Source organism: Sphingomonas gilva (assembly GCF_003515075.1).
Classification (GTDB): Bacteria; Pseudomonadota; Alphaproteobacteria; order Sphingomonadales; family Sphingomonadaceae; genus Sphingomonas; species Sphingomonas gilva.
Genome location: NZ_QWLV01000005.1, coordinates 163183 through 175260, shown reverse-complemented (window position 1 = coordinate 175260; position 12078 = coordinate 163183). Strand labels below are relative to the sequence as shown.

General features: G+C 70.9%; 8 protein-coding genes. All 8 read right to left on the bottom strand.

Features of this window, described 5'->3' with window-relative positions; all coding sequences use genetic code 11:
- Window positions 1–122: 122 nt before the first annotated feature.
- Window positions 123–683: a hypothetical protein gene (locus tag D1610_RS12035; protein ID WP_118864430.1), complete on the bottom strand. Its 561-nt coding sequence runs from the start codon at window positions 681–683 to the stop codon at window positions 123–125.
- 105 nt (window positions 684–788) lie between these two features.
- Window positions 789–1109 carry a thioredoxin TrxA gene (trxA, locus tag D1610_RS12030; RefSeq protein WP_118864429.1) on the bottom strand — a complete coding sequence of 107 codons (321 nt, stop codon included), beginning with the start codon at window positions 1107–1109 and terminating at the stop codon, window positions 789–791.
- Window positions 1110–1164: 55 nt separating this feature from the next.
- Window positions 1165–4566, bottom strand: a complete 3402-nt coding sequence (gene addA / locus D1610_RS12025) for a double-strand break repair helicase AddA (protein ID WP_118864428.1) — start codon at window positions 4564–4566, stop codon at window positions 1165–1167.
- Window positions 4559–7483 carry a double-strand break repair protein AddB gene (gene addB, locus D1610_RS12020; protein ID WP_118864427.1) on the bottom strand — a complete coding sequence of 975 codons (2925 nt, stop codon included), beginning with the start codon at window positions 7481–7483 and terminating at the stop codon, window positions 4559–4561. Before addB ends, addA begins: the two co-directional genes overlap by 8 nt.
- On the bottom strand, window positions 7476–8237 hold the full coding sequence (locus D1610_RS12015) for a nucleotidyltransferase family protein (protein ID WP_118864426.1): 762 nt from the start codon (window positions 8235–8237) through the stop codon (window positions 7476–7478). Before D1610_RS12015 ends, addB begins: the two co-directional genes overlap by 8 nt.
- Window positions 8234–9220 carry an aminoglycoside phosphotransferase family protein gene (locus tag D1610_RS12010; RefSeq protein ID WP_118864490.1) on the bottom strand — a complete coding sequence of 329 codons (987 nt, stop codon included), beginning with the start codon at window positions 9218–9220 and terminating at the stop codon, window positions 8234–8236. Before D1610_RS12010 ends, D1610_RS12015 begins: the two co-directional genes overlap by 4 nt.
- The gene (tsaE, locus tag D1610_RS12005; RefSeq protein WP_118864425.1) at window positions 9205–9648 is read right to left on the bottom strand and encodes a tRNA (adenosine(37)-N6)-threonylcarbamoyltransferase complex ATPase subunit type 1 TsaE; all 444 of its coding nucleotides are present in this window, start codon (window positions 9646–9648) and stop codon (window positions 9205–9207) included. The genes D1610_RS12010 and tsaE overlap by 16 nt, the downstream gene beginning before the upstream one ends.
- Window positions 9645–11999, bottom strand: a complete 2355-nt coding sequence (locus tag D1610_RS12000) for a sensor histidine kinase (protein WP_118864424.1) — start codon at window positions 11997–11999, stop codon at window positions 9645–9647. The genes tsaE and D1610_RS12000 overlap by 4 nt, the downstream gene beginning before the upstream one ends.
- Between the last annotated feature and the right edge of the window lie 79 nt (window positions 12000–12078).

Genomic DNA, 12078 nt, shown 5'->3' with positions numbered 1-12078 from the left:
CGGCCTGCCGAAGAAGGACGATGCCTCGATACGCCGTCGACGCGGCTGCTCAACACAAACCGATCGCTTCGGTCTCAAGGATGGACTTAGGCCAGTTCGCCTTTCAACACCGATTTCAAGGCTTACAGTCCCTCGGTCGGCGCGGGCGTCGCGACGGCGTCTTCCGCGACTGGCTGCTCGACCACCGCGTCGGTCGGTTCGGTCGTCGCTGCGGCGGGCTCGGCCACGGCATCGGCCGGCTCGGCCGTGACGAGGGCCGCCTCGACCGCGTCGGCCACCGTCTCTATTTCGGCGCTGGACGCGGGCACCAGCGTCACCTCCAGCTTTCCCGGATAGAGGCTGTTGAGCGATCCGTTTGACCCATCGACCACACCGCCGATGATCCCGCCGAACAGCAGGTTGCCCGCCGCCGCTGCGCCGCCTCCGCCGCTGAGCTTGCTTTCGACATTCGCTTCCATGGGCTCATAGCCCGCCTTCGCGAACTTCGCGGTGAACGCGTCCTTGCGCTTCAGCTTCAATTTACAGGGCGTGACGCACTTGTCGCCGGTCGACAATGCGACATCCGCACCCGGCGGCTGCGAAGTGATTTCGTAATTCTGCTTTGTGCCGCGCGTGATCGTCGCGCAGGCCGACAGTGACGACGCGACCAGAACGGCCGCGCCGAGGCGCAGATAAGTATTCATCAATGACAACCCCCTAAAACGGACGCCCCCCGGCGCCCGTTCATGAAGGCTAGTCACCTATATCGTGCTGAGCAAGCGCGATTATCTCATCCGCTCGCAAATGGATCAAAGTTCTCCCTCGAGCCAGCCCTTGAGCGCGCCCTTGGGCGCGGCGCCGACCTTGGTCGCGGCGGGCTGGCCGTTCTTGAACAGGATCATCGTGGGGATGCCGCGCACGCCGTATTTGCCGGGCGCGTCGGGGTTCTCGTCGATGTTGAGCTTGGCGATGGTGACCTGCTCGCCCAGCTCGTCGGAAATCTCCTCCAGGCTCGGGCCGATCATCTTGCACGGGCCGCACCATTCCGCCCAGAAATCGACCAGCACGGGCTTGTCGCTGTCCAGCACGTCGTTCTGGAAGCTGGAATCGGTGATCGCCTTGGTGGCCATGACATGAATCTCCGTAACGTGTTGGCGCTCAATCTAGGTTGGGCCGCACCGACCCTCAAGCGGGCGAGGACAAGCTTTGTTCCGCGTCCGCATAGCCGGGCTTGTGCCGTTCGAGCAGCTCGGGCGCGAGATCGAACAGCGCCGGGCCCGCGGTGTAGAGCAGGCTGGCGGACACCGACCGGCCGGGGAAGATGATCCGCAGCGCGGCGGCATAGGCGGCCATCTGGCGCAGGTGATAGGTGGGAACCTCCTCGAACGCGGCGGGCGCGCGGCCGGTCTTGAAATCGACGATGCGGACGGCGTCGGGCGTGACGACCAGCCGATCGACCACGCCCGAGACGACGGTGCCGTCCGCCAGCACGGCGGTGAGCGGCGCTTCGGCCAGCGCAGCGGGCGCGAAGATCGCGGTATGGGCCGGATCGGCGATGATGCCGAGCGCGGTCGCCGCGATCGCGCCGGCCTCGGCGGCGTCGAAGCCGCGCTGGGCCAGCCAGGCCTGCGCCGCCGCTGCGCGCCGATCGGGCGGCAGCGCCGGCAGCCGTTCGAACAGCGCGTGGAGCGCCCTGCCCCGCTCCGCCGCCGCCCGCATGGCGGGGCCGGGCGGCGGGGTCGCGACATCGTCTTCGCCCAGCGCCGAGGGCGCGAGCGGACGCGGCGGGCGCGCCTCCACCGGCGCGGGGGTTCGCAGCCAGGCGGGCGGCGCGAAGGGCTCGGTGGGGGCGCTCGCGGGCCTGGCGCGGGGCTTGACCGGCGGTTCCGGGGTTCGGCCGACGAAGCGGCGCGCCTTGCCCTGCCCCTCCTCGACCTCCTCGCCGCCGAGCGCCTGCATCGCGAGCGCGGCGCGCGCCCACCAGCTGTCTCCGGGCGCCTCGCCCTTGCCCTTGGCGAGCGCGCCGGCGAGCACGAGGCGTTCCTCGGCGCGGGTCATCGCGACGTAGAACAGCCGCCAATGCTCGGCGCGGTCGCGGCGCTTCTGCGTCTCCAGCGCCTCGGCGATCGGTCCGGCGCGCTCCTCCTTGCGCGGGCTGAAGACGGGCAGCGGCTCGCCCAGCCCGGCGTCGAGCCCGAACAGATCGGTGCGCGAGCGGTCGGGGTCGCCGGTCGCGTCGGCCAGGATCACGAGCGGCGCCTGCAGGCCCTTGGCGCCGTGGACGGTCATCACCCGCACCGCGTCGCCGGGGCCGGACGCGTCGCGCTTGATGTCGACGTCGCCGCGATCAAACCAGTCGAGGAACGCCTGCAGCGTGGGCGTGTCGTTCGCCTCGAACTGGAGCGCGGCGCCCAGCAGCTCCTCGATCGGGTCGCGGGCCTCCGGGCCGAGGCGGGCGAGCAGGCGGCGGCGGCCGTCGAGCGGGCCCGAGAGGATGTCCTCGAGGAAGCGGTAGGGCGGGACGAAATCGGCGCGCGCCAGCATCGCCCGGAGCGGATCGAGCAGCGCCGGATCGCAGGTCGCCTGGAGATGCGGCCACAGGGCGGCGCCGCCTCGCCGGCCGCGGCGGTACAGCTCGTCCTGGCTCCAGCCGATGAGCGGCGAGACGAGCAGGCCGGCGAGGTTGAGATCGTCGAGCGGCTGGAGGACGAAGCGCACCGCCGCGAGCAGATCCTGGACCGCGAGCGGCGCGTTCAGCCGCAGCCGGTCGATCCCCGCCACGGGCACCCCCGTCGCGTGCAGCCGGGCGACGAGCAGCGAGGCCAGCTCGCCCCGCTTGCGCACGAGGATCATGACGTCGCCCGCGCCGAGGGGCCGGCCCTGGCTTTCGAGCATCAGCGGCTGATCGAGCCAGCGGCGGACCTGGAGCGCGACGCGGTCGGCGAGCGCGCGGGTGGGATCGGGCACCCAGCCCTCCTCGCCCGGATCGACCAGATCGGCGTCGGTGACGGGCTGCCACAGGGTGACGGCGCCCGGTCCTTTCACCTCGCTGGCGTGCGCCTCGAGCCGCTCGTCGCCGAGCTCCACCGGCCCCACCTCGGCGATCGCGGCGTCGACGAACTCCAGGATCGGGCGGGTCGAGCGGAAGCTGTGGGTGAGCGAGAGGGTGTTGAAGGCGTGGCTCGCTTGCCGCGCCAGCTCGGCGAAACGCTCGCGCGCGGCGCGGTACTCGGCGGGGTCGGTGCCCTGGAAGCCGAAGATCGCCTGCTTGAAGTCGCCGACCGTGAACAATGTGCGGACCTTCTCCGCATCCTCGCGCGCGACGGCGAAATATTCCTCCGCCAGCCGCTCGACGATCGCCCATTGCTGCGCGTTGGTGTCCTGCGATTCATCGACCAATATGTGATCGGTCGCGCGGTCGAGCTTGAACCGCACCCAATCCCCCATGCCGGGGGTCGCGAGCAGATCGAGCGTCCGGCGGATCAGATCGTCGAAATCGACCGCGGCGGCATGGCGCTTGGCGGCCGCATAGGCGGCGGCGTAGCGCCGGCCCACCCAGAGCGCGGCGGCGAGATCGTCGGCGTATCCGGCCAGCGCGCGCATCTGCAGCAGGCCCGAGCACCATTGGGCGAGGTCGGCGGCGAGCGCCTCATAATCCGCTTCGAAGCCGATCAGCCTGGCGGAGAATTTGCGCAGCTCGCCCTTGGCGGTGAGCGCGATGCCGGCGAGATCGGCGATCGTCGCGGCGCGAACGGTCGGATCGCCGGCCAGCCAGCGATCGGCGATATCGGCATGGCCGACGCCGGTCGCCGTCGCCCAGGCGCGATTGGCGGCGACGATGGTCTGGAGGCTTCGCGTATCAAGCGCTTCGCACGCCGCGCAGATCGATTGCTCGACATCACCCTCGGGGACGCCGAGCAGGCGCCGCACCATCGCGCCGAGGGCGGTGCGATCGGTCGGCAGGCTCGCCATGGCGACGGGCGCGCGGGCGCATTCGAGCAGGAAATTCTCGGCGCCGCCCTCACCGAGGCGCAGGCTGAGCGCTGCGATCGATTCGATCAGCAGCGCTTCACCGCCGGCTTCGGCTTCGAGCAGCATGGCGGCCAGCGCCTCGCGCGCGAGCTTGGCCTCTTCGCGGGCGTCGAGCGGGCGGAAACCCGGTGCGAGGCCGGCCTCGGCCGGAAAGCTGCCGAGCAGCGACTGGCAAAAGGCGTGGATCGTCTGGATACGCAGCCCGCCGGGCGCATCGAGCACGCGCGCGAACAGCGTGCGCGCCCGTTCGACCCGTTCGGGCCCGTGATCCTCGCCCAGCGCGATCAGATCGGCCGCGAGATCGGCGTCCTTTAGGCGCACCCAGCGCGCCAGGCGGGCGGAGATGCGCTCGGCCATCTCCGCCGCGCCGGCCTTGGTGAAGGTGATGCACAGGATCGCGGACGGATCGACGCCGGCGAGCAGCAGGCGCAGCACGCGCGCGGTGAGCACCTGGGTCTTGCCGGTGCCGGCGGAGGCGGACAGCCAGACGTGCTCGCCCGGCGCGCTCGCCTCGCGCTGGGCGCCCTTCAGCCTCGGAAAGCCGCGCTCAGCCACGGCCGAACCATTCGTCGCGGCGCATCAGCTGATCGTAATCGCCATAGGGGGCGTATTCGGGATGCAGCTTGGCGGTGAAGGCATCGCCGCCGGTGAGCCAGCGGCCAGTGGCATCGGTGAAGTTGTGCGCGGCGAGCGCGACGAAACGGTCGGCCGGGATGATGTCGCCGCGGCCCTGGTTGGGCGAGACGATCTTGCCGAAGCCGCCCTCCTTGTTGCGCGCGAGCGACCAATATTCGAACGCCTCGGCGACGCCCTCAATGCCGGGGAAACCGCCGCGCTCCGCGATCAGGCCGATCAGCCCCAATTGCAGGCTGTAGCCCGCCGCGACCGATTTGGTGCTGGGCGGCTCTCCGGTCTTGTAGTCGATGATGGCGAGGCCCCCGCCCGGCAGCCGATCGATGCGGTCGAACTTGCCGGTCAGCGTGACGCCGGCGATCTCGATCCGGCCCTTGACCTCGGCGTCGATCACCGTGCGGTCGCTTTCGGCGATCTGCGCGGCGATCCAGTCGATCGCCAGCAGCAGGCGCGGCTGCCAGAGCGCGCGCATCATCGGATGGACCTGCGCTTCGGCGAACATCGCCTCGGCGCGCGGGCGCAGGCGGGCGGGATCGCAGCCGTCCTCCTTCGCCCAGCGTTCGAGGATGTCGTGCACCGCGGTCCCGCGCCACGCGGCGCTGGGATCCGCGTCGACCGGATCGAGCGGATGCAGGCCGAGAATACGGCGCGCGTAGAAGGCGAACGGATCGGCCTTCAATCGATCGACCTCGGTGACCGAGATCTCCCGCGCGCGTTCAGCCACGGGAGGCGAAGGGCGCGGGCGCGGCGCGGGCGACGGAACCCCGCCATCGTCGATCGCCCGCGCCAAGGCCACGAGATCGGCATCGTTGGCCAACCTGTCGCCGACCAGCGCCTGCAGGCGCAGCCAGAGCCGCGACGCGACCGCGGGCGCGCTGGCATCGCGCGCAGCGCGCGTGACGAGCACGTCCTCCGCACCCAGCGCCATGGCGAAATCGTGCGCTTCGATGCCGATGCGCCGCTCCAGCCCCGGCAGTCCGAGCTCGGCGCGGATGCGCGGCGCAAGCCACGGATCGGGCGGCGGCAGGCCAGGCCAGACGCCCTCGTTCAACCCGCCGAGAATCATGAGGTCGGCGCGCTGCAAGCGCGCTTCGATCAGACCGTAGATGGCCAGACGGGGATGACCGCCATGCGGCGGACGCACCGCAACCTCCCCCAACAAGCTGCGCAGCAGCGGCGCGAGAGCGGCGGGATCGATCAGCGGCGGACCGTCGGGAGCGGCCTCCTCGATCGCGGCCAGGGCGTCGGCTGCGGCGCGGCCCTGGGGATTCGCCCACACCGCTCCGCCGGAAAGCGCATCGGCCGTGTCGCGCAGCGCGCCGATCATCTCGGTGATGGAGCGCGGGCTCGCGCATATCGCCTCTATATTCGCGAGCAGCGCGCGTGCTTCGGACCACCATTTCGCGGCTTCGCGCCAACGCGACGCCGCGAGGTGCGTGGCGACGCCGTCGAGTCCGGCTGCGGGACGCGGGCCGCGCAAGGCGAGATCGAGCAAGCGCGCGCCGTCGAGCCAGCGCAGGCGCGCTTCTCCGGCGCGAACCAAAGGGTGCTTGAGCAGCGCCATCAGCGGCACCGGCGCGAATCGCTGCGCCGCCGCGTCGGCGAGCGCAATGAGCAGCGTGCCGCTGGCGAGTTGCGACAAGGGCTGGCCGGCCGAATCGTCGATGGCGACGCCCCAGCGCGCGAGATGCGCGGAGACCCTCCGGGCGAGATCGCGATCGGGCGTGACCAGCGCGGCGGTGCGGCCCGGCGTCTCCAGCGCGCCGCGCAACCGGATGGCGATGGCCTGCGCCTCTTCGGCCGGCGTGTCGAACTGGGCGACCGAAACGCCGGGCAAGGTTCGATCGGTCTTCTCGTCGATCCATTTGCCCGTGAAGGCGGCGGGGCGGAGCGCGTTGGCCACCGCGCGCGAACGGGCGGGCGGCGTGCTCGTCTCGCCCCCACGCCACGGCGCCACCTCGCCGCGCCCGGCCCCCATGCGATCGAGCAGCAGCTTCAGATGGAATTGCGGATGGGTTTCGATCGATCGGCCGGCAAAGCCCGTCACCGGGTCCGGATCGTGGGGACCGAGCGCTTGCCACTCCTCATCGGGCATGGCGAGATCGAGCCCTGCGAACACCATCTGTCCGCGCGGCAGGCCCGCGATCACGCGCAGCAATCGGGCCGCGGCGGGCGCGCTGTTGCCGATGCCTGCGGCGACGACGAAGCCCGAAGGCGGATCGGCGCGCCAGCCCTGGGCGATACGGTCGAGCTGGCGGTTGCGGCGGTCCTGCAGGTCGATCCGGCCCATCGCGGCGAGAATGCGCGGCCAGTGATCGAGCACGATGTCGAGCAATTCGAGCGAGGTCCGCCAATGCGCGGAGAGATCGGGATCGATGTCGAGCGCGCGGAGACGTTCGGGGGCCACGCCTTCCACCGTCAGCTGATCGATCACGCGCGCGAGATCGCCGGCCAGCCGGACCGCCTCGTCCGCGCCGACGCCGCGCGCGCGCTCGATCAGCCGGGCGAGGATCATGCGGCGGCGCATCGGTTCGATCGCCGGCGGGATGGCCGCGTCTGCCGGATCGAGAGCGAGCCCTGCGCCCTCGCCCAGTTCCTCGTCGCCGATCGCGACCAGGCGCGGGAGCAGCAGCCCCCCGCCGCTCAGCCGGACGAACGCGTCGGTGACGGCGCGTACGGCGCGGTTGTTGGGGAGCAGCACCAGACCCCGCGCCAGCGCCAGCGGATCGCCGCCATGGCGCGCGGCAAGCCCTTGGGCCAGCGTATCGGCGAACGCCTTGTGCGGCGGGATGGTGAAGAGGCTGAGGGCGGCTTCCCTGCTTTCCCCTTCGTCAGCCATCGGCGAGGATGGCCTCTGTCTTCGCGATTGCCGCCGGGTTGCCGACATCGAACCACAGACCCTGATGGACGATGCCGTAGGCGCGGCCGGCGGCGATGGCGCGTTCCCAGAACAGATTGGTCGAGAAGGGGCCTTCGGGCGCGTCGGCGATCAGCCGCTTCGCCATCATCTGCACGCCGGTATAGACGAAGGGCGCGACCCGCCCCGGCCCGCGTCGCCGGGTGATGCGGCCCTGCGCGTCGATGTGGAAATCGCCCTGCCCGCGATGGCAATGCGCGCGCGCCTGCGGCACCAGCAGCAGCAGCGCGTCCATCTCCCTATCGTTCCATCGTTCGGCGAGCAGGCGGATCGCGTCGGTCGGCCCGTCGACCCACAGATTGTCGCTGTTGACGCAGAGGAAGGGATCGCAATCGATCAGCGGCAGCGCCTGGACCAGCCCGCCGCCGGTCTCCATCAACTGCCTGCGCTCGTCCGAGATGACGACCTCTATACCGCCGACCTTGTTGGCGAGCCACGCCTGCATCGTGTCGGCGAGATAATGGACGTTGACTACCGCCCGCTCCACCCCGGCCGCGCGCAGGCGATCGAAGACATGCGCGATCAGCGGCTGGCCCGCGACCTCGACCAGCGGCTTGGGCCGCGTCGCGGTGAGCGGGCGCATCCTCTTGCCCAGCCCCGCCGCCATCACCATCGCGGTGCGCGGCACGACGCCCGCCGCCGAAGGACGGATGGCGAGTTGGCGCTTGACGCTCATTCCCCGGCCAGCGCCATCGGATCGCCGCGCAGATGCCGCGGAACATTGGCGTCGAACCAGGCGGTGACGGGCGCGAGCGCCGGATGGGCGAGATCGCGTTCGAGATAGCGCCATACGCGCGGGCAGAGCGTGGGATAGCGCGGCTTGTGATCGCGCCGCCACAAGCGGGTGAAGATGCCGATGATCTTCGCATTCCGCTGCGCGCCGAGGATCGCGTAGGCGGCGTCGAAGTCCGCGCCCTCGCCCGTCACCGCGCGGTAGCGATCGAGCATCGCGGCCTCGATTCCCTCGGGCACGTCGCGCCGCGCGTCCTGCAGCAGCGACACGAGATCATAGGCGGGATGCCCGGCCAGCGCGTCCTGGAAATCGAGCAAGCCGAGATCCTCGCGCCCTTCGACCAGCATGATGTTCTCGGCATGATAGTCGCGCAGCACGGTGACGCGCGGGCTCGCCGCCTCGACGGGGCCGAGCACCGCGTCCCATGCGGCGGCATAGCCCGCCTCGTCGACCTCCAGCCCCACCGCGGGGCAGTACCATTCGGGCAGCAGCGCCGCCTCGCGCTGATAGGTGACGCGGTCGTAAGGCGGCAGGTCCGCCACGCCGACGTTGCGCAGCGCGATCAGCAGGTCGACCGCCTCGGCATAGATGCGCTCCTCGCTCTCGGGCGCGGCGTCGACCGTCTCGCGCATGCGCGCATCGCCGAAATCCTCGAGCAGCACCAATCCGGCTTCGGCATCGGCGGCGAGGATTTGGGGCGCGCCGAAACCTTTCTCCGATAGCCAGCTGGCGACGGTGATGAAGGGGCGCGGGTCCTCCTCGGGCGGCGGGGCGTCCATCAGGATGGCGACGCGGGGGCCGTCATAGACGCGGAAATAGCGGCGGAACGAAGCGTCGCCGGCGAGCGCGCGGACTTCCGCGTCGGCCCAGCCATGCGTTGCGAGAAAGGCGGCCGCGCCTGGCGGCGGATTCAGATCAGGGACCATCGCGCCTTCCATCCCGCCGGCACGCGCGCTGTCAAGCGCCGCGCGCCCGACGGTTGCGGCTGGAGCGTCAACACCAGCGCATCCGGCCACAGGCGCGCGCCCATCCGTTCCGGCCATTCGATCAACAGCGCCGAATCGCGCCGGGCATCGGCGAGGCCGAGCTCGTCGACCTCGTCCGGATGCTCGATGCGGTAGAGATCGACGTGGAGCACCGGCAGGCGCACCTCGGGCGGGTCGTAGGGCTGGACGATGGCGAAGCTGGGCGACGGCGCCTCCCCTGCCAGGCCGAGCGCGCCGAGCAGGCCGCGCGCCAGGCTGGTCTTGCCCGCGCCGAGCGGCCCGGAAAGCGCGATCACGTCTCCGACGCCGACATGCGCCGCGAGCCTGGCGCCCAGCGCGCGGGTTCCGGCTTCGTCGCGGAGGATCATGCGCGGGGCAACAGGATGGTCAGCAGCGTGCCCATGCCGGGTTCGGATTCGATGCCGATCCGCCCGCCATGCGCTTCGACGAACTGGCGGGCGAGCGGCAGGCCGAGGCCGAGGGCGCGGTCCTCGCCGCGCGCTTCGTCGGCGCGGGCGAAACGGTCGAACAGGCGGGCGGCCTCGGCCTCGTCCATTCCCGGCCCGTCGTCGGAGACGATGATGCGCGCCTGCTCCGCCGTTCCATCGGCATGCAGCAGGACGCGGCCCTCGGGCGGCGTGGTGGCGATGGCGTGGCGCAGCAGGTGCGCGACCGCCTGGCCGATCCGCTTGGCGTCGCCGTCGATCTTGCCGACGCTCGCATCCACCTCGATCACCAGGTCGATCCGCCGCGCGCGCGCCTCCTCCCCGTGCGCATCGCCGCATTCGGACATGAGCTTGGCGAGATCGATCTGCGCGCGATCGAGCTGCAGGCTGCCCGCATCGCCCTGCGTGAGATCGAGCACGTCGTCGATCATCTGGCCGAGCCGCTCGACCGATTGCAGGATGGCGGCGACATAGTCCTCGGCCTGTTTGGTGAGCTTGCCGGCATAGCCGCCCTCCAGCATCTCGGCAAAGCCGCCGATGCTGGTGAGCGGTGTGCGCAGCTCATAGCTCATCGCCGACATGAACGCGGTCTTGAGCCCGTCGGCGGTCTCCAGCGCCTCGTTGCGGTCGCGCAGCGCGCGCTCGATCCGGCGGCTGTCGCTGATGTCGAGCATGGTGAACAGCGCGTTGCCGTCCGGCAGCGGCACCGCGGCGAACTCGAAATGCCGCCCGTCGGCGAAGGCGATGCGGCCGCCGCGCTGCTTGCGCTCACCGGTCGCCGACCGCACCAGATCGCTGATCAGCCGCGCGCGCGCCGGATTGGCGAGGCGAGGCGCGATCTCGGCGACCAAAGTGTCGACGCGCGGATGGCGGGCGAGCAGTTCCTCCTCGAAGCCCCACGCGTCGCGGAAGCGCCGGTTCCACATCTGCAGGCGACCGTCGGCGGCGAAGACGCCCAGGGCTTCGAACAGATTGTCGAAGGTCGCGGTGCGGACGCGCAGCAGCGTGTCGCGCGCGCTGGAGAGCTGCGCCTGTTCGGTGCGATCCTCGAAGATCAGGAGAAGCCCGCCGTCGGGAAGCGGCTGCGCGACGACGCGCAGATGCGTGCCGTCCGCCAGCAGCCAGGATTCCTCGATGCCGCCGCCGGGCACGGTGAACCATTCGCGGCGATCGTCCTTCCAATGCGGGAAATCGCGGACCTCGGGCAGGCGCCCGGCCTCGCGCATCCGCTCCAGCACGCGATCGAACGCCGGCCGGTCGGTCAGCCATTCGGGCTTCATCGAGAAGATGCGCCGGAACGGCTGGTTGGCGTAGACCAGCGCGCGATCGGCGCTGAACTGCGCGACGCCGGCCGACAGTCGATCGAGCATGTCGCGCTGCGCGTCGAGATAACGCCTGAGCGCCGCGCGCGCCGCCTCCAAGTCCTCGATATCGACGGCGAAGCCGGCGACGCCGCTCGGCCCGAGCGGAACGTCGGTCACCTGCAGCATGCGCCGCGCGCCGGCGATCGTCACGGGCACGCGGCTGGCCACGGGCAAGCCGCCGCGGCGCGCGGCCTCCGCCTTGGCCAGCGGTCCGCCGCCGTCGGTGCGCTCGACCAGCTCTATCTGGCGGGTGATCACGGCTTCGGCGTCCGACGCCTCGACCGCGGACACATAGGCGGTGTTGACCAGCGTCAGCTTGAGATCGGCATCGCGGTGCCACATCGGCATCGGCGCCGCCTCGATCAGCGCGGTGAGCGCGTCGTAGGCGCGCGCCATCCGATGCAGCTCATCGCCCAGCCGCGTGATCTCCGCCTGCGCCTCGGTCGCGTCGAACACCCAGAGCACCGCGCTGCCGGGCGACGCGACCTGATCGGCGGCGCGCTGCCCGCGCAGCATCAGCACCCGATCGGAACCCTGGGCGCGCACGGTGCGGGTGAAGGCGCGGCCGGATTTCTGCGTGGCGTTGATCTCGCGCGCGATGAGCGCGGCATCCTCCTCGCCAAGTCCCCCGCCCGGCTCGGACAGATCGGCAAGGAAGCGCGGCATGCGCGACAGACCGAACCAATCGACCATGCGCCCGGGCATCTCGACGCGCCCATCGGCGCGAATGATCGCGGCGAGAGCGGGGGAGGATTCGAGCAGGCAATGCGCGGTGTTGCGATCGACATCGATCATCTTCGCCGTGCGTTGTGAGGCTACGCCTGCCAGAAGCGCCCACCCTGCTCCGCAGATGATCGCAGCGAGGACCACCCCCGCGATGACTGCCGTGGCCAGAGACAGTTCAATCATTGCGAGGGGCCGCTGCGATCGACAAATCCAAGATCATTCCTATCGACGACAAGCACAGCAAACGCCTTGCCGCATAGGC